Below are 23884 nucleotides of genomic sequence, written 5' to 3' on the forward strand. Positions count from 1 at the left end.
CAGCTATTTGGCTTAAATAATTATCAAACGATTGTTGTAACTCCATTTGTCAGCATTGATTTTGGCAATTTCTTCTGCTATTTGCTCTTCGTCCATCACATCTCTTCTGAACATGATTTTTATTTTTTCAACTTCTTTCGCCTTCTCAGTCATTTGATTCTTTATCAACTCAATAGCGCTTCTCATCTCAGTAACAATCGATTCCGACATAACCCCTAGCTGTTCAATGTACTCTTTGGGATCAGAAATAACTGACATTACGAAATCCAAATATAGTCGTCAAGTAGATCAGCACGTAATGTTTGTGCGGGACAACTTTCAATTCCATCTCCATATCTTCTTGGGTTTTTATTGGGGCGATAACAGGTATATCTGACACTTTCACGGCTTTTGCAATTGATTACCAGTGTAGGTCGTACAATTCCAAGTTCGTCCACAATGCGAGTAAATACTCATATTTTGTGTTTCCGGTACCTGTACTGTTTTTAACCTTCTGCTCTCTTGCTAATTCAAATTGCGCCGAATCAATGATAGGCTCAATTTCAACTAGGATCCAATCACTCAATGCTAAATCAAGATGAACTTGATTAACTATACTAGTTAGTGTTGCTCCAATTCACTAGCTTCATATATTACACTAATGTTACCTCCTCCTTAAGAAACATAAATAAAGCAGGGCTCCTACCCTCCCGCAGGTTGTGTTGTCCTGCGTTCCCCGGTACTATGAGCCCTCGGACTCCCATCCTGCAGACTGCTCATTTCGTCATGCAAGCTTATAGAGAGCCTCTTTAAGGTTTCAAAAAAAACTCCGTGCAGGGGAGGTCTCCCCAGTTCACTGCATTTTCTCTCATATCACGCCGTTACCCGTACGCTGGAGAATTCTTCGCTGCAGCTCCAAGTTTTTAGCAACTTCCGTCATATGCACTCTCTGGTGGAATAATAAGGCTCCCTCATATTCATTAATTATTTCTTCTCCACTAAAACTCTCCCTCAAGTTCGAGATTCTTGTACTAGTCTAGTTCTTCTATATAGGTTGAATATTCCTCCACTGCTTTCTAATCCATCTTTAAAGATTAAATCGTATTCAGTCAACTCCCCTTTTTAGATATTAGTTGACTTACATCTACAAACTTGAATCCTCTATTCTTTAAGCCTGACAAAATCAAGGGAATGGCCTCGAGGGACTGTGTCTAAGGATCACAGGCATGCAGCAATATAATAGACCCCGGACGTGCGCTCGGAACCACACGACGAACGATGAGATCAATGTTCTTTAATTTCCAATCCAGAGAGTCTGTATCCCAATGGACAACAATTTGCTTTAGCGATTGTAATTTACGTGCAACACGCATATCAATGTCTCCGCTAGGGGTACGAATCATTCGTGGTTTAACTCCAGTTGCCCGATAGATATATCTTTGGGCGGTCAAAATATCTTTTTCAATCCAGGCATTCGTTTTATTTGTGTAATTTTTATGTTGGTGACCGTGTGATGCAATTTCAAAGCCCATACGCTTTATTCGACGTGCGATACCAGGATTTGCCTTGGCGCACACGCCCGTTACAAAGAAAGTTGCGTTTCTTACCTCATGCTTGCGCAGTAAATCAAGCATCTTGTTGGGAACAGAAATTCCGGTTGCAATATTAATAGTGATGGCAAGCCATTTTTTCTTAGTGCTCACTTGTTCGATAATAGACGGCTGCACCCGTTACCCTCCAATCAATTTTATAGATCGTCATTTGCTCAATTCAATTTACGCCAGCAGAATAGCTCATAAATTACTTCTAACAGACGGGACGCATTAACTCTTGACAATCTTTAGAAAGTCTATCCACAACTGGATAAATAGTCGGTTTAATCCTTTAAAGGCTTTCTTCTTGAAATCATCGAAAATATTCACTGCTTCCTACAAAATACTCATCGTGTATTTACTATTCACATTCCAAAGGAGATACTCTTTAATGCCATGTGCATGTACCGCTCGAATTTGATTTAATATTTCTTTGGCACCGTACCTTTTTTGAAATGAAAAATCTTGAAGCCAGGGTCGAATTGCGGCAGTGGCTTTTCCGCTGCGTTTGATGGTCTTATTTCTTTTTATGGCGTCTGCTAATCCTCTATATACGACTTTATAGGGCTCATTTTCTGGATTTTTCAACATGTAACTGTTTTTCGCATAATAGGATGGATAGATCATGGGTGATATGCTATCGACAACCTGTGTGATCTTTTCCCATTTTTGACCTATCCCCATGTCATTTACAGCGGAAGTAACAAATCCAAATACATCTGCTGAAATACGGACATCAAATGGCCTCAATGCACGTTTGACGAACCTAAAAAATAAAGTTAGATTTTCAACTTTACTCAGTTTAGCCGGATTATGAAAGGCAATCTTCTGATCAACTACATTTGCGTTCTCCGGATATCGGACATAATCGAACTGAATCTCGTCGAATCCTAACCGTGCGGCTTTTTTTGCAACATCTATTACATACTTCCATACTTCTTTTCGATAAGGATCCACCCAACCAATCCATCCTTTTTGTTTCCAAATGCCACCAGATTTTCGCTGTATTGACCAACTTGGTTGTACTTGTACCAATTGGGGATCTTTAAAAGTAACCATTCTCGCAATACAATATATATTATTATTCTTTAGGCTAGCTATCTTTTTTTTTATGTTTCTATCGTTAAAATTTAAAATATTTCCGTTATCGTCTTTGACATCAATGACAACGGCATTCAATCTACTGCTTGAACTAACGATTCGAAAATACTCCATACATCTTTTATAATCAGCGAAGGCAGAAGGGCTTAAATAGATCCCTCTGACATGGTGATGTTTCTTGCTGAGAACCATCGACAACCACTTCCTTTCCGGCATTCAGACAATGCCTTGATTTTTCCGCTCCTCTACCTTATCAGAGACTGAAACTTATTATTGTGGTTAGCCACCAGTGGACTCCTGCTTAGTCAATAAGATTTTCTTTTTTCGGATCTCCACGTATTGCTTGTAACACCTCATATTTTAAACTGATAATTGAAAGAGTCTTTAGAAAGACATTTAAAAATAAAATTTCTTTTTTGAAGTATTCGAATTATGAAGGGCAGTGCTTTTGTAGAATTTGCGCTGAAGTCATGAAAGAGAATAATAACTCTTGATTTCCCTGTACATTCGGAAATGACTTTGTTAACAATCTTCTTTGATGTTAGTGGTTTTGGTTTAGTTGGATACGCATCGCCAGAATCAACATTCCAGTCAACAAACTGATATCCTCTTCTAGCCAAAGTAATTATGATTTTCTTTCGAAGTAGACGGCCGCTTGGAGAGCTTAATATCCAATTGTCGGACCCATATGGGAATCGATATAACATCGATGTCTTACCAATAATCTTCTTTAGTGCAAGTTCCATTCGATCGAAGTCTTCTAAGAATGCAGTTTCAGATGAATAGATTGTGTGATAATTATGAGTGTAGGTATGATTACCTATTGTATGACCTTGTTGAATGATTCGACGATAAATCGACGTTCCAAATCGGCTTTCATTGCCATTCACAAAAAAGGTCGCTTTTACGCCATGACGTTTGAGCAATTGCAAGATACAAGCTGTGTTTTTCACTGGTCCGTCATCAAAAGTCAAATAAGCTATTTTCATTTTAGTATTCCTTGCGTAATCTCAACAAGTTGAAAAAATTCTTTTGAAATCGATGACATAACAACTGCCCCTTTCGTCTTAAACTGCGTTTTATACCTGGTTTAATACATAAGCATTCTTGTCTTCAAATTGAATTTCGAAGCATCCATTCAACAATATGCATCATTTTAACTCGTTGTCCATTTGTCGAACCCTTCACTAAAAAAACGGTATTCTGCGAGAGGTCTTTCGAGACTTGGGTTTTCAAATCGTTAATGTTGGTGAAATGCATAATCTTCTTAAGCGATAAACCTGATTTCATTGCACCGACTCCGAAGTATCTTGAATTTAAGCCATACGTGTAAAGCCTGTGAAGTCCTTTGTTTGCAAGTTTACGCCCTTGTTCAAGATGAATTGACGTGGCATATTTACCAAGGTCTTTAATATCGCCTAATACAGCTATTTTTCGCCGCTTTCCAACCCCAAAACGTTGCAATACTTCCAATGCAGGTCCTAATTCAGGTTTGGTGTTAAAACTGTCGTCAATTATAATGTTGTTTTCTGTTTTCTTTATGGACAAACGGGCATACGGTTTCTCCATTTTTTTCAAACCATTTCTGATTTCAGCTATACTACATCCGAGTTTGTGAGATACGGCAATTGCAAAAAGAGCATTATAAACGTTACATTCTCCGTAGCATGGAATATAAAATAGCCTCGATTTTCCGTTAAGAATGACGCTAAACTTCATACCGTTACTTGTATAAGTTACCTTCTTGGCAAGATAATCCCCTGATCGGTGTATTCCAATACTAAATACTTTCCCCTTAAAAGACTTAATAGGCAGTAATCTGGAATTCTTATCATCCTGATTAATAAACAAGATACCTGAAGGATCCATTCCGTATACTAGTTCGGATTTTGCCGCTGTAATACCCCGAATTCCATCCTTAAAATTCCCAATATGAGCCTTACCTATATTTGTAATGATACTTATCCAGGGCTTTATCAATCGGCAGTGATTCTTTATATCCCCTTTCATTTTCATGCCGTATTCCAGCACGATTGCCTGATCCGCTGCTTTAATTTGCTTCATGTACTGGGATGTGAACCAGGTGTCGTTACCATTTTCAAACGATTTAAAGGTCCTCCACCGCTGACTAAGAATTGAAGCAAGCATTTCTTTAGTGGTCGTTTTCCCTGCACTACCCGTTATAGCAATGATTGGTTTACGCATGCTCCCTCTCCTTAGGAGTCCTTTATAGGAATTGCAAACAAGCCAAAGGAAGGTGATAAGTATGAAGCTTCGCAAGAGATTTTTATTATAAAGGTATAAGAAAAAGTCTTTAAAAGCCGCCCTGCTAGCCCCTCCAGCATGACTTCCACATCCACCCCCTTAAAACAATCCAACGACTAAAACAGTTGACGAAAGGAAATGCTTCCTTAAACCTGCTTACATCTCAAGTTTTTCTAGATACGCTGGTGAGTGTTATTACTGAGACGCTTGCTTTGCTGTGATCGGCAAAGAACATTTTGCATGAAGCCAGTCCCCACGCTTACAGAGCTGCCCGAGACGTCCTAAAAAGAGTGGATCCGGATAAATCTACTTCCAAATGGATTAAGCTCAAATTGAGGATCGGACGTGATGTATTTACCTAGTCTTTGTAAGCGGCATAATGTTTGTAATCTAAGCCACAAAGCTTGATTCTCTTGCTTTGAGATTTTATTTTTTATCACTAATTTTTCATGTATGATACTTTTTCGCGGCACGTCTATTGATAACATAGTGATAACAGTCCGTTGAATATATATTGTAACCTTTTTTGTGACTACGTTTTAGAAATCCTACAGTTTCTCCAAGGGATACGGGATGGAAATGAACCTTATCGAATATCTGCTTGCGACAAAGAAGTGTTACGCCTGCAATTTGCTTCACTTCTCGCATTTGCCTTCTTGGATAACGAAGAAAAAGCTCGGAATCAGATAGTAAAGTGGACAAGACAAGCCCTTTTTCCCACAATATCAGCTTGGGATTTGGCTAATGCATCCATCATTGTATTTAAATAATACGGCGAATAATAGTCATCATCGTCAAACTGTACTATAAATCCATAACGAGCATTACGAATTACATCTTTTAGACAAGAACCCAGCGCTTTCTTCTCTGTCCTTTTAAAGTTCGAAATCCTCGCGATTGCACATGTTACGATATTTGGCTAAGTTCATCGAGTCGTTATTTAAAATAAGAATCAGTTCTTTGGATGTATGCTTCTGACGATTATAGTTTGCCAGCAGCCGTTTGATGTAGTTAGTCCGATTAGTGCAAGTAATCACGGACACTGGTTTTGATTCATAACGGATATTGAATTTCCCCTGCATCTTCAATGCAAAATACCTCCTACCCGATATGCCAGATGCCTGCATCGCAATTCTGATCCTCTAACGAATCTGAACCTGTCATGCCAATGGATTCTGTTCTTAAATGATTTTGTGCTTCCGTAAAACCTGAAGCATATACCAGGCACGTTGGGTGTAGCAATGCTTCCTAACCGCAAGTTTACCCTGTTTACGTATCTTCTCGCGCTTTTCAGGGTGTTTCAGATAATAATTAACTAACATTCGGGTCTGTTCTGCAGAGTTAGAAACGACAAGATCCCTGCCCGGTTTAAATAACCTGCGTATTTCAGGAGTATCACTCGTAATCAAAAAACCTCCAGATCCAAGAATTTCATAGGTTCGTTGGGTTACCTGAGTGAGTTGATTCTGGAGACCGATAATGATTTTGACTGAGTTATATACTTTATGAGCATCGGGGTAATGTAAGTAACCGTGCAACCGTTTGCGTGGAATTTTCTTTCCAAGAATAGGTTTCATTAACTCCCACTGTCTCCCCCAGAAATCTACTCTTGTACCGTCTTGGATTAAAGGACGAATGAGATGTTTAATCGATTTAATGCGAAAATGCTTGGGGTACATTTTTAAAATTCGAGAATATCCATTAGCCACAATACCAATATCACGTTTCAGGCTCATAATGACCTTACCATCTTTATGGACCTTTGGATGGTATCCAAAATCCATATGGGCGGCCTTGATCCCCATTTTCCCATAATTTTTTACCATGGAACGACAGATAGTAAATACGAAATCAGGTTTAACTGTACGTACGTAAGGAAGAGTAAAAGTATCATGGTGAGTAGGGTCTTCTGTAGCCCAGTAAACATGCGGAATTTTTGAGGCAGCTACGTATCTTCGAACCAAGTATTGTTTATACTCCTCATGTTCTGGAGTCCATCCCATGCTGATAACAAGATCCGGTTTAAACGTTTTAAGCAATCGAGGCAGATTATTTTTCGTTAGCTTACCAGAAATTTTAACTGTGCTTCCAAGATCCCTGAATCCGTTCGGGAGCCCGTGAATCCACATTGGGTGATTTTCCAGAAATAAAACCCTCATCTTGACCCTCCGCAATTTGATAATTGTAAGATTTGAGTGACAACACTAAGAATGGGAAACCTTGTATTCCTAGGCATCAATAGTGAATCCAACAGCCGCAGTGCAGTTGTTCCAAAGTTCAAAAATTTTAAAGAAGGCTTCTTAACTCAAATAAATCTTGGCATAATCATCTGAATATGTGGGGTTCCCCAGTACATCGCCCTGCCTAATGAATATCCGCTATTTCCTTTGGCCGATATCAATCAGGATTTATTTTAGAAGTCCCTTCTTCCGAAGGATGTATAACATGAACTTTGCACGCTCCGTATAGTTATGTTTGGCAATTGCCCTCCTTCCGCTTCGTCGAATTCGTTCTCTCTCCTCCTTATTTTTCAAATAATAACGAACTTTCTCTAAAGTCTGCTGGGGACTGGAACTGACAACCAAATCTCTCCCTGGCTTTAATAACGCTCTTACCGCGGGAGTGTCAGATGTCAAAAAGAAACCCTCGGAACCCAAAGTTTCAAACGTTCTTTGAGTCAGCATATCGGTGTAATTTTGCACACCAAGAACGATTTTCGCGGAACTGAATACTTCGTTGGCTTTTTTGTATGGGATATATCCCTTGATTGAACTCTTAGGAATAGATTGGCCAAGAAAAGGCTTCATTCGAGACCAATTCCGTCCGTAAAAGTCAATTCGATAACCATGTTTGAGAAGGGGACGAACTAAAATGCTAAGGGATTGGCGGCGATACAGTTTTGGGTATTTGCGGAGCACATCCGGATAAGCGTTCGCGATTACCGCAATATCTGTTTGATATTTGGAACGAATCTTGGTTCGGAAATGAACCTTTTGGTGATAAGCATAATCTAAAAAGTCAGCAGCATACCCCAATTTCTTAAATCTTTTTGCCGTTTTCTCTGAGATTGTAAAGGTATGATCTGGTTTCATATGTCTGAGAAGTGGAAGCGTAAAAACATTCGTGAAGTTTGGATCCTCCGTAGACCAGTAGACAAGTGGAATTTTAAAGCGGGTTGCTAGTTTCCTTACCATTCGTTGTTTGGATTTAGTATGATCAGGTCCCCATCCAACCGAAACCAATAAGTCTGGATTAAAAGAGGTGAGCAGCCGGATAATCCTTCCTTGCTCTACGGGCCCAGAGACCTTAACTTGATGGCCCAAATCACGTAGTCCGTCCGGCAATCCATACGACCATAACTTTCCTCGCTCCAGAAACAAAATGTTCATGCCATCACCATCCTGTATATGAAATAACGGAATCAACATATATAGTTCTTACCTTATGTTTCGTCTCCACAACCTCTTGACGATATGCGCAACTAAACTCAAATTGTGTTCAATTAATCTTTTTCTAGAATTATCATTACTTCGGCCAGATGGGACAGCTTTTCAAATAAAGAAAATTTCATATTCCTCCTCTTCGCGGGCAGGCGCACGGGCAGGCTTTCCAGTCCGGAATAAAATGTGTATGAATAACCGCTAGGAGGCGATTGAGCTGGCTAAAAGTGAAGCAATTTACCGTTTACCGACAAATAAACGATTAGTGGCGCTCACATTCGATATCGGATGGGGGAAACGTGTACCCGGTCCCGTACTTCAGATGTTACAGTTAAAAAACATAAAAAAATCAACTTTCTTTCTGTCGGGAACTTGGGTAACTGAACATCCCAGTTTGGCGCGCAGCATTCATGCCTTAGGTTATGAAATCGGTTCGCACGGTTACCTGCACGAAAACTATACCAAGCACAGTGACCGTTGGATTCGAGAACAAGTGGAAAAAGCGGAACGCATCATACGTAACATGACAGGCGTGCGGTCCCGCTTGATCCGAACACCTAACGGCGATCTCAATGCCAGAGTTGTAAAACAGCTAAGCAAACAAGGCTATCGCACGATCCAATGGAGCGTAGACTCGCTAGATTGGACTAAACCTGGAATTCATTCCATCGCTAAGCGAGTACTCTCTAAGACGAAACCCGGGGACATTATTCTTATGCATGCAAGCGATAGTGCAATTCAAACAGCGAGGGCCTTACCACTGATTATAGATGGACTAAGAGTCAAAGGTTTTCAGTTCGTCACGGTTTCAGAACTACTAGCCGAGAGCTCAGGTTCATAACGCGCTAGATGATTTCTTCCGTTTAGCTTTAGGGTGGCCATTGGGCTGTAACAGTTCACTTACTGTTGCCAATGTGTAACCCTTCTTTTTGATTCCATCAAGAATGAGGGGTAAAGCTTTAAGCGTTTGCGGCCAGGGATCGCAGCCATGGAGCAATACGATAGCTCCTGGGTGTATATGAGGAATGACTCGCCGTACAATTTTTTGTATATTCTTGTATTTCCAATCTAATGAATCCGTATCCCACTGGACAATCGTCTGCTTCATACTCAGCAGCTTTTTGATCACTCGTGAATCCAGATCTCCACAAGGCGTGCGAATCATATTGGTTCTGACATTGGCCGCTCTCCAAATAGCTGTCTTCGCAGCTTTGACTTCCCGCTCAATCCAAACATTCGAATGATCGGTATAATTCTCATGATGGTAGCCATGCGATGCTATTTCAAAGCCCATCTTTTGTATTTGCTTTGCAATGCCCGGATTGCTCCGCACCCACTCACCGGTAAGAAAAAATGTAGCTTTTCTTACGCCCCTGTTTTTCAATAATGAAAGCAATCGGACAGGCACAACATGACCGCTAGCAATATCGAACGTTAATGCCAATATACGCCTTCGGGTCAGTACATTGTAGATAACACGATCGCTCTCCATAGTTGATCCATCTCTTTCTTTATGTCATTGAGTTAACTCCCGAATCTTCCGAGTAGCACGATATTTGTATGAGTGCTTGGCAGCCTATCTAAGGAGCCTGTGACCATGCAATATCTTATGCGTACATAAAACGCGGGAAAGTTGTCCGTAATCAGTGGGTGTTGCCCAAATTAGGACTACAACCAAAAAATAAACTTTCAGAGGCCGTGCTTTACGATTCTAAGCTTTCTTCAAATGCTGATATGGATGGGACTCAATTGCAGCTGAAGAGATTAAACATAATTTCAATACGTTAAACCTTACCTTATAACTAAAAGAAAACCGTAGCTAAAAACAGATGTTCTATTTACACTTCATCTTTCCATAAAAAAACCGCATGACCTAATTCATTAGGTCATGCGGTTTTTTAATATAGTGAATGACTCTAGTATGACATCACTACCCCCGCCATCCTTAAGATGCCGAGCTCGCCCTTGTTCCTTCTATTTCGGCGTAATTCTCTTGAGGAGTTGACTTCTAGCAGCTTTCAGCCTTTGCGCCGCGTTAAGGATTGGATTCGATGGAGGACTGTAGTACATCAAATTCTTGCGGTTCTTATCGTGCGATTTTTGTTTCTGATCCTGCGTAGGACTCGGATTTTTCATATACCCGTTGGTATCCACGAATAACGCATGACCTAATTCATGAGCCAACATTTGAGCTCTATTAGATGAATCCGAAGCCATTAAAATCGAGGCAATTCTGGGACCTAGTTTCTTACTAAAGACGAAAATCGCACCATTCGTCGTCTCCCCATTTCCACTAACGTCTTTGAACGCTTTGCCATTTAAGTAAAACACGACAACATCAGTTCTTGCGTTCCCTGCCACTTTCATTTTAACCATGTTTTTAACTTTCAAGGGCTGTTTACTTAGAAATAATCCACTAACGAATTCCTTATTCTTGAATTTATAAGAGTCGGAAGTCAGCCGCGTTATTTTTCGAATTTTGAATGTAATTCCGCTAACGCTCCAGATTTGACTTGCTTTTTTAAAATCCTGCCGAATGGTGGCATCCGATATCGAGTTACCCGAACTAATCATGACGTAAACATTGACGTAGGACTTTTTAATAGTTCCCATGTTCCACATATCTCCTTTTCGTCCCTTGAGTCGATTTCAAATATTAAGGCGTGTTTTACCATAATTACCCATATTTGATGCTATAAGATATGTTAAATTGTTTCGTCTGTAAGGGCTGATTTAGGGATAAAAAATAATTTTTAAAAACTAGGAGCCAAGCAGCTTACAGAGGTGCTATGGGATTTAACGAGGAGAGGTTATAAATACGAAATTGTGAAGAAATAAGGCGCGCCGTGACCAACCAATACACCACACGTATATTATGAAGGAAAAATCTAAACACAAGGGGTGTGATAAATGAAAATTCTCTCTGAAGAAGATAATTCTAAAAATAAGAACGGATCAAAAAAGGCTCGTAGGAAAATAGTAAATTTCGCTCGGACACACAAAGGTAACCTTCTCTATATTTTTGGAGAAAAGGAGATCGATCTCGGTTATGGCGATTGTTCAGGCTTTTGTAGACATGTGTTTATTAAAACCACTAAAATCGATATTGGTGACCGAACTTCATTGCAGATAAAACAGGGTATAAAAATTCCGAAAAGCGAGGCAAAGACTGGCGATATCATTTTTTTCAAGAATATATATAGAAGTGGTGTATCCCATGTTGGAATTGTTACAAAACCTGGTTATTTTATCGGCCTTCAATTGAAAGGTTGTCAAGAGAAATGTTACCTAAATGGATATTGGAAACAGAAATTTATGCAAATAAGAAGAATACTTGACCTACCAAGAAGTGAAAGGGAGATGCTTAAGATGGCAGAAATTAAAGTTTCATCGATCAAAAACAGAACTCTAATAGTGAATGTGTACGTTGTGACGAGTACTGGTAATTCAATTAAGGACGCAATAATTAAAAGGGATCTAAAACGTGCAAACAAAATATGGGAGTCAAGTGGAATTACCTTCCGTTTAAAATCCATTACTAGACATACAGAAGAATCCTATAAATTTAAAAATGGTGAATTTTCTGGTGGCATTTTCTTAAACAAGCAACCTAAAAAAGTACAAAAGTTAGTAAAGTACAGCGTACCAGGTAGCACTCGAAAGGATGTGGTAGTCATTTATTTGACATCCAAATCCTTTAAGGATATTGGGGCTAACAGAAAGACAACCGGGGCAATTTATTTTTATGGAAAAAAAGCAGGCCCAAGAGTGGCAACAATTCTACTTGCTACAAATTCCAGGGAACGTGAACAGATGCTGGCGCATGAATTGGGTCATGCTTTATTTGTAAACCCTCTTACTGGTAGATCCATAAATCCGAGTCGAACAATGGACCCAAAAGAAACTTCGCATGATTTGGATAAGAAGAATTTGATGTATCCTAAACCCCCTTCAAAACCAGTTATCAATAAAACCCAACGTGAAAGAGCGCAAAAGAGTACTTTAATAAGAACAATATGAACGACAGAGTTTGAACATATCTCGTTCCTTCATGTCAGTTCATCCGGCTAGTGACCTGCCACCTGAACTATTCTGTAGTAATTAATTTCTACCATTGCAATAGATATATCTTCTTGTCGAGCATCGGTTAAGGATGTAATTTCTTGTCTTATAAAGAACACAAGAAATTACATCCTTAGAATAATAAAATCGTGCAGCGCGCGGAATTACAAGGATATATGTGTTTTTCTCCTACATCTATACATAGCTGTTGTCCGTTATAAGTTTTTTACACTATTCTTTTAAAATCCCGTCAGTCGTTTTGCATATTGCAGGTTAGCTTTAACCGCTTCAATGTATACACCCTCTTGCCCCGCATCCAGTGCAATGGTGTGATCGGGATCGTTGTGATTAATTTCTATAAGCCAAATCTTTCTATTCGTATCCAGTCCAAAATCAATACCGAGATTTCCAATGTGTAGCCCTTTTAATTCTAGATGCTTAGCGACCTTAAGTGCATACAAATACATCTTTCGGCGGATTTGCGCAATCTCATTGTTAGCCAGTTTCGTCACTTCACTTAACGCTTTATGCCCTTCTTCGGCATAACCTCCAGCGCTTATGTTGCTGACAATACTATCCTTCTGGCTGAATCTTGAAATAATACCCATATCTCTCCATTTTCCGTCCTTATCTTTGACAAAAATCATCCTAAAATCAATAAATCTTCCGTCTGACTGGATCAAACTCAATCCTCTCTGAATAATAAATTTATTTAAAATTAAATGATTGGTTAGAAAATGTCCAAAAGCTCGATACGTAGCATAGGTTTTAGTTACATAACTGGTTGAATCGGGCTCCTTGTATGTGACTTTAATTTGTGATGATTTCCTTGTTACCCTCAAAATATTTTTTCCACCTGATCCATTTATGGGCTTTATGAAGATATTTGTAGAGTACTTCAACATTCGCTTAATACTATCAATATTTCTAAATAAAACTGTTTTAGGCAGCATTGCTCTGAGGTCCTTTCTTTGGTATAACGATTTATACATTTTCCACTTGTTCAACCGGTAATCATTAAATAGACACTTGCCGAAATCACCTTCGAAATGATCAATCAAATTCTTCTTAGCCCAAGTCTTGTTAAAAACGGCGGCGGGATAACGATACGATCCATGCACCCATTCACTAGAGACCGGATTATACATATAACCCTTTATGGTTTTGTCTATTGTGTTGACGTCCTCTGCGGCAAAGACGAGCATTGCGCCTCCGATACACTCATATAGTTTAGAAAATACCTGGATAATTTCTGATGCTATTCCTACTTTCTTTTTTACCAAAACTCCTATATAAGGTCCTGCAACGAGCTGATTATGCGTTCTTTTTACCTTTAGCAAGAGAAAATCGGGTAACCTTAGCTTGCTTTTGATATCGCGCGAGATCAATATTTCAGAGGCTTCAAGTTCGTCAGAAAACTCGAGGTGGATTAAACAAACAGTGTTACCAAATTTCAAAGCAACTTTCGCTCCATAATCGAGCATTAATTGTTTGGCCAAGTCTGAATGCAGCTTTGCAAAGCCGTCTTGCAAGCAATTAGATTCGCTGAACTTCACTTGTTGTTTTACAATCATTACGGCCCAACCTCCCACCTTTCCCTTTCGGACTCCATCGTACATCAAATCACAATCAGTGTATGGACTACCCAAGCATGCGGTGTAGACCAATTTCAATCATTGTAACTAGTTTGTATCCTTGTGTGACACATTTCCATATAATACAAATGACCAATAACCAATAAAAGGAGTTGATGATTTTGAAAATCACATATGTGGAAAGCAAATTCCTCCACATCCTGTTCGTCAAAGCCGAATTTCTCGAGCGCTTTGCCATACGCCCACAGCGTTTAATATTACAATTGGGATCTTGGCGAAGGGAAGTTAAAGTCACAGTTAAAGAGGATCTTCCTTCCAATACAATAGGTTTATCAAAAAGACTACAACAATGTTTTTATGTTCCTGATCTGTTGGACTACGAAATTGCCATAGACGGTCGGACTGTTCACATAGGACCAATAATTGCATTTGTCGGTTTTTCTAAAACAACGGAAATGACTCAAAGTATACTTAAAAATATTTATATAGATTATTTTGGGAGTTATTCGGAGATTAACGGACTAATATACCTTTGCGCTGAGGAAGGTATTAACATTCACACCAAAACAATAACAGGAGTTTATTACAATCCGTTTGCAGCATCATCGGAACTCCCCTTTATAAAAGCGACCTTTCCTTACCCTGAAGCTTTATACCGTCGGGTACCTATTCGGCCTAACGTCCTCAGTGATTTGTTCCAGCACTTAAGCGACAGAATATTTAATAGTTATTTCCAGAAAGATCATTTTGATAAATGGGAGATGTGGAGATGGCTATCCCCTCATCCCGAAATCAGAGAACATCTGCCCCATACCGTAAGACTATTGGGTAAAGAAAGCGTTGATCAGATGCTAGCGGAACACGAAACCGTTTATTTAAAACCTTTAGTCAATAACATGTCAAAAGGCATCATCAAATTAGAAAAGGACAACGGATTATACTCCTTTTATCATCAGGACCGCACAAAGTCAGCTCGGCCTTTTACGCTGAAACGATTAAAAAATCGAACTGCGTTAGATGTTATTAATAACACGCTTGTTGCCAAACGCTATATCATACAGCAAGGCTTGAAAATGCCCAGACATGAGGGCAGAGGTGTGGATTTTAGAGTCATCCTGCAAAAAGACGATTTCAAGCAGTGGGGCTGTGCCGGAGTTTTTGCCCGATTTGGCAAAAGAAACAGCTTTGTCACCAATTTTACTCTGGCAGGGTATGTACTTGAAGGAGAGCAAGCATTAAGGGAAGTCTTTAATCTCTCAGATGATGAAATCAAGATAAAGCTTCAGAAGCTTACCGATATATGCATCCGTACAGTTCAAACGTTCGAGTCATCGGGCGGTAATTATGCGGACGTAGGTGTCGATGCTATGATTGATGTTAATGGTAAAATATGGATATTAGAAATCAATGTGCTTCCTTTCCATGACTTCCCTCTCCACGCAAAGGCACAAGAAACCTATAGAAGAGTCGTAACTACTCCGCTGAAGTATGCGAAAGCCCTCACCATATTTGCAAATAAAGGTGAGTTATGACAACTTTAGGAATTATGGTCGAAGCCGTGGAAGTGGAGAAATACGATATTCATCGAAAGGCAATGCCCAATGCCAGAATTTCAAGAATTGTACTTTTCACTCCTGAACATGTAAATTGGAACACCCAGCGAATTCAAGGCTGGGTAAATGATCAACATAAATGGAGCTATGATGCGAACATACCCTTCCCTGATCTTATATACGATCGTGGGATTTACCACGGACAGAGAGAAATAAGCAATGCCGCAAAAGTGAAAAAAAACAGTGGAATCGAATTCGTAGGAGATTGGCTTGGGAACAATAAGTGGACCATTCAAAAGGCAATTGAAAAAAGCCTAACATTGAGGCGTCATCTTATTCCTTCCAAGCCGCTTATTCTTAATAAAAATGTGTTCTCTATGCTAAGTAAACATAAAAGAATAATAATCAAGCCATTATGCTCTCACGGAGGCGCCGGAATTAAGTTGATTTATTGTAAGAAAGATAAATATTATCTTCAAGAAAATAACAAGGAATTGCAAGTTTTCACAAAAAATGATTTTACCGCTAAATTGTATGTGCTGAGAAAAGCCAAACGATATATGATCCAAAAGTGGATGCGTTTGAGCGACGAAAATAGCCGTGTTTATGACGTTCGGGTACTTATGCAAAAAAATGAATTAGGCTCTTGGCATTTGACAGGAATGGGAGTTCGTTATGCTGATGAAGGGACGATTACCTCAAACCTGGCTACGGGTGGCCAATCCCTTGAATTGCAACCGTTTCTGTATAAACAGTTTGGAGAACTTCCCACCGAAAAGATCATTAACCGTTTAAGGGAGTTATCATTTGAGCTTTCCGCACATTTGGAAAGGACGTTTTGCAAACGTTTGGTGGAATTGGGGCTGGATTTTGGAATCGATCGTAATATGCGAATTTGGATTATCGAGGCAAATACTAAACCAGGAAAAAAACTGATCGAACAAGTATGTCCTCCAGAAGTATTCGAACAGAGCCTTCAGCTTCCTGTTCTTTACGCAGGTTATTTGATGAGAAAAAATGCAAGGTCTAGAGTTCTGGAAAAGTAACTTCTAACAACTCAGGTACCACCTAAATGTAATCTGGAAATTTATTAGTTTGAGTTATATACGCTGTCGTTAGGCTGAAGTCTATTCCCCCAATAATACAGATGAATATAATGCTAAGGCGCTCAGACGCACACTTTATGAATAGAAGGGAATTGGCATATGCGCAATGATCGTCTCCGTATTTTATTTCTTGAAGACCATCCAATGTGGATAGACGGCTTACCAAAAGGTTTTCAAAAGCTAGGCCATATTGTAAAAACTTGCTTTCCAAATAAGCAAACCAAACAATTGATAAAACAATTTAAACCTAATCTAATCATGGCGATGGGCTGGACTCCCTCTAATAGCTCTCCAAAGCAACAACGCATTATTGCTGAGCTTGTCCGTCAAACAAACGTACCTTATGTACTTTGGTCCACTGAAGATCCCGGATATACAAATATATTCTCACTCCCACTAATAAGAAGAACAAAGCCAGACTTTGTATTCACGATTCATCGACCTAGCGTTAAATTTTTCAATCAACAACCCTCCATCCGTGCTGCGCACTTAGACTTTGGTAGTGATTCGAATACTCACTATAGAACAAAGTCAGTAAAAAAATATAAAGGAACAGCAGCGCTTGTTGCAAACGGATATCCTGATCTATATAAATTAAAGCCTTATCATTACCGATTCCATTCACTCCGAAGGTTGGTTAATCCTTTTTTAAAGAATGGTCTTAAGTTAGACCTTTATGGCCGTGACTGGAATAAAATGAAGAAAATCTTCAAAAATACCATTCCATCACGACAAATTCATGGATATTTACCCTACGGAGAAGCCATTAAAGTATATAGTTCAGTCGATTTCGTATTAGGACCTCAAAATGCAAAAGATCGACTTACGCAACGAACTTACGAAATCCTTGCTGCAGGGGGTCTACTCATTACCGATGATACGCCAGAAGTTCGAAAATGGTTTAGACCAGGTAAGGATCTCCTCGTTTCTTCCTCAGAGAAGGAGACACGGATAATTATCAAAAAATATAGCAAGCTTCCTAAATTACGTGAACGCATACGTAGAAACGCTGTAAGAACTGCAGCAGCTTATTCTTATAGTAATAGAGCTCGTTATATGTTAAGAATACTAAAAAAAGAAAAAATAATTTAGTTCTTTTATTGTAATTTAAGTAATTGAGATACAGTTACAAAGCGATAACCTTTCTTCCATAAAATATAAATACAAGAATCTTGCAGTTTGAGTTGCTTAATGACTCGCAATTTCAGCTTAGCCAGTCTCCGTACTAATTCCAGCATATATTAACTTTTATGTGGACACTAGGTTTACGACGGCTCAAGTCAATTAAATACGTATTATGATCGCATTTATATTAATCACTTGGAGGGACCATTTTGAAGAATTAGATCAACAAGGTTCTTCTAGAAATCAAGTATGTGCAAACATATATGCAAAGTTTAATTTAGCGTCCATTTAGCTTGAAGACAGGATTGCAAACGGCTCCGCAGCGGCAGCTATTCAAATGAATGGATTTACAGACAAAATAAGAGCAAACGGTTTCGGGAATGCCCCAAAATCTTATATTATGTACCAGAAATCATCAACGAACAATATTGTCAAAACTGTCAATACTTCCGATCTTAAAACGAATTCTTTAAGCGTGACTGTGAATCCCAACATGCTTGACAAAACAACAATATTAAATTTTACTAAGGCAGCGGCACTATGGCATGCTTGGCTTCACCGCGGGTATCGCCATCCGGTAAGACAGGTTAATGAATAGACGGGTTGCCATTTCGTTATCGTACAATATCAATGTATTTATTGAAGCGAAAGTTGGTTGCAAACTGCCATACTAGAAGATGAATGTAACCAGTTTGGCTTCCCCAATGCAACTGCAACTACATTTGCTTCAACGGACATCATCAGTCGTAGTAGTTCTAATCCTGTAATAGATGACTGTATCACTGTAGGACCCTACTAATTTTGTATTTAGGTAACTATAACGGTGTACTTGGACTACTGATTATTTTTATGATTGGTTACTGCAGCTCCGAACAGATATTGATTTATATGATATAGATGCCTGTTTTCTTATTAATATATATTATTTGTAAACCAAGCATTCCAACAATTTCGCCTTTAAATTCTGCAACCAATGTACAATAGCTTGAATCAAACGACATGTTTTTTGAAGCGTGCTTTCATATTTTCATGGTGATATTCATTCTACTTGTTTTTCAATGGCGATATTAGATTCATTCAGTTTAACAATATTCTTGGAAGGATCTGCATTATTACTGTGGTATTATTTTTATCCCTGTTCTATGACTTTGTTGTATTTTATTTGAGATCAAGAACTTATTTTTGAATTAAGAATTATTTCCATACTAATCTATTAAATCAGCCCTTGCAGAGTTGACAGCTTTAGCATATCTTATAGCAATAAAAGGAAGAGAATGACAAGAATAACTTTATTACTTAATTATTTATATGGGGTTATTTACCAAAATTCTAATGGAACCAAAACCATTTATAATTGTCTTGTTGTTGCTCAAGGTCGCACTTACATTTTCATCAAATTTTTGAATGCCAGAGGAGTAGTCGTTCATAGAAGACTTAAGCTTTATCATATTATTAGTTTTGTCGCAATTAAAGTTTTAAAGCCCATACTGATGTTAGGAGGATTAATAATAGTTGACCTTAGTTAGAGAACAAAAGATCTTAGGTTAATCATCTCTAATCATTTATAGGTGGTTCTGCGAAATTACAAAAGGGACAAGTTCAGCCACGTAAATCCCTCCACTACTATAGTAATTGTTACTCTAGTTCAATCCTTTAGTATATGCACGGAGTGAGGAATCAATAATTTTATTCTTGCAATTTCCTGATTTCTTACCAAATCCACCACAAACCTCCATATTATCAGCATCCTTTTAGAAATCGAATTATTATAAAACACGAAAATTTACGAATCGAAATTGTTGAATCCATACAACAAAGACTTGAACTCCATAATGCCTGTTAATTATTATTAATATGATAATGATTCAATGTAGATATGAGTAATTTGTATTTCACATTCTCCTATTTGGGCGAATAGTTATATTTTTTCATAGGTCTTAATTCACTCAAAAACAAAAAGCACAATGTAGATGACACTAGCTTGAAGGATTTCGTCCCCTCATCTTATGAAGCAGATGCATCAGCAGCCTCTGCAAATGAACAGTAATCAATAATCACTGTCTTGTTAAGCAGAAAAGTTCCATCTGCTTTATATTGGTAGCTAAGTAGCTACTACCCTCGTTTACCGCGATAGACTTTTTACCAAGAACCACACTATTTCCATCGAATGTAACAAAGAATGGTCAGATTATATATGCATTATCTTTGCTAATTACAATAAGATGAAAACACACACTTACCTCTTTCTGATTGTTTCACTGTCAAATCAACAATACCACTCTACATGGCGTATGTGAAACATGTCTGCTTGTCCACCAAAACTACATAGCTTCGTGTCCACAACCCCTTGACGATATGCGCGACTAACCTCAAATTGTGTTCAATTAATTTATTTCTAGAATAATCATTGCCTTCGGCCATCAGTCTCAGATGTTTTTCTTCTTCTTCCTCAGTTAAAGGTTGTGGAAACGCGTTATTTTTGACGTAGGATACAAGTAATGTTAGCTGTTTGATTAAAATAGCAATCGCACTGAAAATCCCAGGCATTCCAGCCACCCCCTTCGATGTTTGCGGATCCTAGCTGTTACGGAAGCCTCCGCTTTCAAGATTAGTATTAGTGTATGTGGGTTTGCGCCTAGAAGTGTAGCTAACTCCATAGCCACTCAAAAAATGAGGATGCTGTGCCATTTTCTTCGGCATGCAATAGCCATATTCGCAACGTGTGTAAAGCGATTGTCTTTAAAGAGGGGAAAAGACGGCGTTTACTCCCGGAATGAATGTGGGGGTAACCGCCGTCTTTTCAGTAGCCTTGATTTAGGAGGACATACCTATTTCAATGACCTCGGAATTCGACCAAAGCTTTACTCAAGGGAACTTGAGTCCTCTATTTTAAGAAAAATAAGTTGTTTGCTCTCTGAGCGGAACTACAGGCTCTTATCTGGTCTCCATGGTGTGTTTTCCAAGTGAAATTGACAAGATAGCGGAACGTAGTTCCCCTTGCACTTGAAAATTGTTTCTCTTCGGGAAAATAGCGGACTGTAGTTCCCTCCAAAGCCTCAAAACATATTAATCCTACTCCCCGCTCAGCAAAAATTCACTTTCCCTTAAGCTATAGCCGCGAATTTGCGCGTTAGGCGCATCATCGACGATGTAGTTAACGACATAGATCTCCCCGTCTTCAAATTGTACCCAGCCGGAGTAACCTAGATCGGATAGCGGGCTGCGGTCGAAGTCGATCGGCATGATGCGCGTCGTCTGCTCCTTGCGCTCCTTGGCGACGGCGGAAGCGACATCTGTAAGCGCTGCGAAAAAGTTCTGCGTCCAGGCGCCAAGCCAACCCTTCCCGCCTTGGTGAAACCGGTAAGTGATCAGGATGCGTCCGCTTTGCAGCAACCCGGATACAGGTCGGTGGCAGCCGGGAAGCGGCATGCGGTACGGCCCCTCCCAGCTTTCTCCACGGTCATAGGAGATAGCTTTGTAGCAGTCCCAGCCTTGACCGGAATTTTCACGAAGGAATGCGACTAAGGTACCGTCTGGCATCGGAAGAATGCTTGTTTCACACACATTCAATCCAGCTTGACTGGCGACGGTCACGGGCCCGGCCCAGCTTATCCCCTGATCGTCGGAATACCACAGCATCTGCTCCAAGCACCCGTGAACGGGGCTTTTGTCATGCGCCGACAGCAGCCAGCGCCCTCCCGGCAGTTCACAGAGCTTATCCGGCACGATACCGGTAGCCGGCGTTTCGATGGGACCTTGCCACTCTTTACCTTCCGGATCGCCGAACCACATGTAGTTCTTGGCGTTCGATTCTTTCTCCCCGAAAACTTTATCGGCTACAATGACAAGTCGGTTGTCGGATAGCCGCGATATTCTCGCGCAGTTCCAATGCGGCCGGCCGTTGGTCCCTTCCGTTAGCGGGACTTTCGAGCTCCAGGTGCGGCCCCTGTCCATACTTTCGGTATAGACGATTCGCGTATACGAACGGTCTTTATGGTGAGCGCATTCCGAGAACACACAGATTAGTTTTCCCCCAGCCGTCAGCGTAACATCCGGCCATGCTTCATAGATGGCATCGTCCCGGCTAATCGTAAATTTTTCGATAGGCAATGATATCACTCCGCTTCTTTTAATATAACTGTGTCCAGCTAGCCTTAACCTTTGACGGAACCGATCATCGCGCCTTTTACGAAATACTTCTGGATGAACGGATAAACAACCATGATGGGTACCGTGCTAATGATCACTATCGCCGATTTCAAGGTTGCTGCAGGCGGCGGATCCTGTATGAAATCCATGCTCTCATCTGTCACCGTTCCTGCAAGGAGCACGTTGCGCATGATTAATTGGATCGGAAATTTGCGCGCATCGCTCAAATAAATGGAGGCGCTGAACCACTCGTTCCAATAATGAACCGCATAAAATAGACCGATCGTCGCAATGGCCGGCATCGACAATGGCACGACGATTTTCCATAAAATATAAGGCGGTGTCGCACCGTCCATAATTGCGGATTCCTCAATTTCAGCAGGCAGCGTCAGGAAGAAATTACGCATAATGAACAAATTCCACGCTGAGATTAAACTCGGAATGATCAGCACCCATATGCTTCCTTTTAAACCAATTGAACTGTATAGCATGTATTGGGGAATCAGTCCGCCATGAAAAATCATCGTGATGAAGACGAACAAAACAAGTTGGTTTCGGCCAGGCAGCGTCCTTCGCGCCAATCCATAGGCGAGCATCGATGTAAACAGCAAGCTGAGAAATGTGCCCACAATAACTCTGAATAACGTGATTTTGTAGGCATTCAGGATGATTGTGCCTCGTCTTAGCAGCATGTCGTAAGCGCTGAAACTGATATGCTCAGGAATGAGAATGAAGGCTCCGCGCCTGTACGATTCTTCCGCACTGATGAACGAGGTTGATAGCAATGACAAAAAAGGAATGAGAAATGCAAGCGTAAGAGCAGTCAGCAGCAGCAAATTCGCTATGTCGAAAACCTTATCGCCGATGCTTCGGCTGTGTATTTTCATACCGCCCCTCCTTGGATTAAGGTACACACCTTACCAAATACCAGTCTGATTAAATCGCTTCGCAATGTAATTAGCGCCCAGAATGAGCACCATGGCGAGTATATTTTTGAACAATCCAACAGCTGTAACGAACGAATATTTCATATTCGTCAGCCCTTCGCGATACACGTATGTATCGATGATGTCAGACACACCGTAAACCGGCGGGGAATAGAGCAGCAAAATTTGCTCAAAACCTGCACTAAGCAGCCCTCCGATGGAGTAAATCAATAGAATGACGATAATATGGGAGATACCGGGGATGGTGATGTGAATCGCCTGACGGAACCGGTTAGCGCCATCAATCGTCGCCGCTTCGTACAAGCCAGGATCGATGCCGGATATGGCCGCCAAGTACAGAATGCTCCCCCAGCCCACACTTTGCCATACATGAGAAGAGACCAACACGCTGCGGAAATATGAAGGCTCGCCCAGAAAATAAATCGATTTGCCGCCAAGCGCCGTAATCAAGGCATTAACAAGTCCTCCGTCCGTGGACAAAATCGTCATGACAAGACCGGCCATCACCACATTCGAAATAAAATGGGGCAAATACGAAACCGTTTGGACAAACCTTTTGAAGATACTGTTCCTCACTTCGTTCAGCAGTAACGCTAACAGTATTGAGGCTGGAAAGCCTACAGCAAGTTTTAACATGGAAATGACGAGCGTATTGCGCATAACATTCCAGAAATAAATGGAGTGCCAGAAATTTACAAAATGCTTCAAACCGACCCAAGGCCCCGTCAGAATCTCGCCTACAGTGCCGAAAGGAGAAATATCCTTGAAAGCGATGATGACGCCAAACATGGGCACGTAGTCAATAATTAGAAAGTAAAGGAGGCCAGGGATAATCAGATAAAAATAAAACCGATGCGACCAGATCCGGTGCCTTCGCTTGGAACGTCTTTCCGCAGCAACTCCTTGGACTGGCTCGGCGTGCACGTTCATGTAATCCCCTCCTGTAGGCAAATGAGACCTGCGAGCGAAC

At 40.2% G+C, this 23884-nt stretch carries 20 protein-coding genes and 1 pseudogene; 5 read left to right on the forward strand and 16 right to left on the reverse strand.

Going from position 1 to position 23884, the window contains the following annotated elements:
• Positions 1–12: 12 nt before the first annotated feature.
• From AC58UW_RS15090 to AC58UW_RS15130, 9 genes are all read right to left on the reverse strand, one after another.
• On the reverse strand, positions 13–270 hold the full coding sequence (locus AC58UW_RS15090; protein ID WP_497421455.1) for a hypothetical protein: 258 nt from the start codon (positions 268–270) through the stop codon (positions 13–15).
• 920 nt (positions 271–1190) lie between these two features.
• Positions 1191–1706 carry a polysaccharide deacetylase family protein gene (locus AC58UW_RS15095; protein ID WP_497421456.1) on the reverse strand — a complete coding sequence of 172 codons (516 nt, stop codon included), beginning with the start codon at positions 1704–1706 and terminating at the stop codon, positions 1191–1193.
• A 201-nt stretch (positions 1707–1907) separates the two neighbouring features.
• Positions 1908–2864 carry a putative glycoside hydrolase gene (locus AC58UW_RS15100; protein ID WP_497421457.1) on the reverse strand — a complete coding sequence of 319 codons (957 nt, stop codon included), beginning with the start codon at positions 2862–2864 and terminating at the stop codon, positions 1908–1910.
• A 161-nt stretch (positions 2865–3025) separates the two neighbouring features.
• Positions 3026–3661 (reverse strand): polysaccharide deacetylase family protein, encoded by a 636-nt coding sequence (locus AC58UW_RS15105; protein ID WP_497421458.1) that lies wholly within the window; start codon positions 3659–3661, stop codon positions 3026–3028.
• A 124-nt stretch (positions 3662–3785) separates the two neighbouring features.
• Positions 3786–4877, reverse strand: a complete 1092-nt coding sequence (locus tag AC58UW_RS15110; protein WP_497421459.1) for a UDP-N-acetylmuramoyl-tripeptide--D-alanyl-D-alanine ligase — start codon at positions 4875–4877, stop codon at positions 3786–3788.
• A gap of 742 nt (positions 4878–5619) precedes the next feature.
• Positions 5620–5850, reverse strand: a complete 231-nt coding sequence (locus tag AC58UW_RS15115; protein WP_497421528.1) for a glycosyltransferase — start codon at positions 5848–5850, stop codon at positions 5620–5622.
• Positions 5813–6025: a hypothetical protein gene (locus tag AC58UW_RS15120; protein WP_497421460.1), complete on the reverse strand. Its 213-nt coding sequence runs from the start codon at positions 6023–6025 to the stop codon at positions 5813–5815. The genes AC58UW_RS15115 and AC58UW_RS15120 overlap by 38 nt, the downstream gene beginning before the upstream one ends.
• Before the next feature lie 93 nt (positions 6026–6118).
• Positions 6119–7096 (reverse strand): CgeB family protein, encoded by a 978-nt coding sequence (locus AC58UW_RS15125; protein WP_497421461.1) that lies wholly within the window; start codon positions 7094–7096, stop codon positions 6119–6121.
• 249 nt (positions 7097–7345) lie between these two features.
• Positions 7346–8326 (reverse strand): CgeB family protein, encoded by a 981-nt coding sequence (locus tag AC58UW_RS15130; RefSeq protein WP_497421462.1) that lies wholly within the window; start codon positions 8324–8326, stop codon positions 7346–7348.
• A gap of 286 nt (positions 8327–8612) precedes the next feature.
• Between AC58UW_RS15130 and AC58UW_RS15135 the strand changes: the two genes are divergently transcribed.
• Positions 8613–9218: a polysaccharide deacetylase family protein gene (locus tag AC58UW_RS15135; RefSeq protein ID WP_497421529.1), complete on the forward strand. Its 606-nt coding sequence runs from the start codon at positions 8613–8615 to the stop codon at positions 9216–9218.
• Here AC58UW_RS15135 and AC58UW_RS15140 read toward each other — a convergent pair.
• Together AC58UW_RS15140 and AC58UW_RS15145 are read right to left on the reverse strand one after the other, a co-directional pair.
• Positions 9213–9869 (reverse strand): polysaccharide deacetylase family protein, encoded by a 657-nt coding sequence (locus AC58UW_RS15140; RefSeq protein ID WP_497421463.1) that lies wholly within the window; start codon positions 9867–9869, stop codon positions 9213–9215. The two genes, AC58UW_RS15135 and AC58UW_RS15140, sit on opposite strands and share 6 nt — an antisense overlap.
• Before the next feature lie 482 nt (positions 9870–10351).
• On the reverse strand, positions 10352–10990 hold the full coding sequence (locus tag AC58UW_RS15145; protein WP_497421464.1) for a hypothetical protein: 639 nt from the start codon (positions 10988–10990) through the stop codon (positions 10352–10354).
• A 297-nt stretch (positions 10991–11287) separates the two neighbouring features.
• Here AC58UW_RS15145 and AC58UW_RS15150 point away from each other — a divergent pair, with 297 nt between their 5' ends.
• Entirely contained in the window at positions 11288–12397 is a 1110-nt protein-coding gene (locus AC58UW_RS15150; protein ID WP_497421465.1) for a C40 family peptidase, read from the forward strand.
• A gap of 281 nt (positions 12398–12678) precedes the next feature.
• Here the strand turns inward: AC58UW_RS15150 and AC58UW_RS15155 are convergent, their stop codons facing one another.
• Positions 12679–14013, reverse strand: a complete 1335-nt coding sequence (locus AC58UW_RS15155) for a YheC/YheD family endospore coat-associated protein (protein ID WP_497421466.1) — start codon at positions 14011–14013, stop codon at positions 12679–12681.
• Positions 14014–14195: 182 nt separating this feature from the next.
• Here AC58UW_RS15155 and AC58UW_RS15160 point away from each other — a divergent pair, with 182 nt between their 5' ends.
• The 3 genes from AC58UW_RS15160 to AC58UW_RS15170 all read left to right on the forward strand — a co-directional run bounded on the left by AC58UW_RS15160 (position 14196) and on the right by AC58UW_RS15170 (position 17785).
• Positions 14196–15566, forward strand: coding sequence for a YheC/YheD family endospore coat-associated protein (locus AC58UW_RS15160; RefSeq protein ID WP_497421467.1), 1371 nt, complete (start codon positions 14196–14198; stop codon positions 15564–15566).
• On the forward strand, positions 15563–16633 hold the full coding sequence (locus AC58UW_RS15165) for a YheC/YheD family endospore coat-associated protein (protein ID WP_497421468.1): 1071 nt from the start codon (positions 15563–15565) through the stop codon (positions 16631–16633). The genes AC58UW_RS15160 and AC58UW_RS15165 overlap by 4 nt, the downstream gene beginning before the upstream one ends.
• A gap of 159 nt (positions 16634–16792) precedes the next feature.
• Positions 16793–17785 carry a CgeB family protein gene (locus tag AC58UW_RS15170; RefSeq protein ID WP_497421469.1) on the forward strand — a complete coding sequence of 331 codons (993 nt, stop codon included), beginning with the start codon at positions 16793–16795 and terminating at the stop codon, positions 17783–17785.
• Positions 17786–20164: 2379 nt separating this feature from the next.
• Here the strand turns inward: AC58UW_RS15170 and AC58UW_RS15175 are convergent.
• From AC58UW_RS15175 to AC58UW_RS15190, 4 genes and pseudogenes are all read right to left on the reverse strand, one after another.
• Positions 20165–20365: pseudogene (locus tag AC58UW_RS15175) on the reverse strand (RNA polymerase subunit sigma-70); the annotation flags it as partial.
• 525 nt (positions 20366–20890) lie between these two features.
• Positions 20891–21928 (reverse strand): sialidase family protein, encoded by a 1038-nt coding sequence (locus AC58UW_RS15180; RefSeq protein WP_497421470.1) that lies wholly within the window; start codon positions 21926–21928, stop codon positions 20891–20893.
• Positions 21929–21972: 44 nt separating this feature from the next.
• Positions 21973–22854, reverse strand: coding sequence for a carbohydrate ABC transporter permease (locus AC58UW_RS15185; protein WP_497421471.1), 882 nt, complete (start codon positions 22852–22854; stop codon positions 21973–21975).
• 30 nt (positions 22855–22884) lie between these two features.
• Positions 22885–23844 (reverse strand): ABC transporter permease, encoded by a 960-nt coding sequence (locus tag AC58UW_RS15190; RefSeq protein ID WP_497421472.1) that lies wholly within the window; start codon positions 23842–23844, stop codon positions 22885–22887.
• Between the last annotated feature and the right edge of the window lie 40 nt (positions 23845–23884).

It is taken from the genome of Paenibacillus sp. J22R160, from assembly GCF_059692135.1.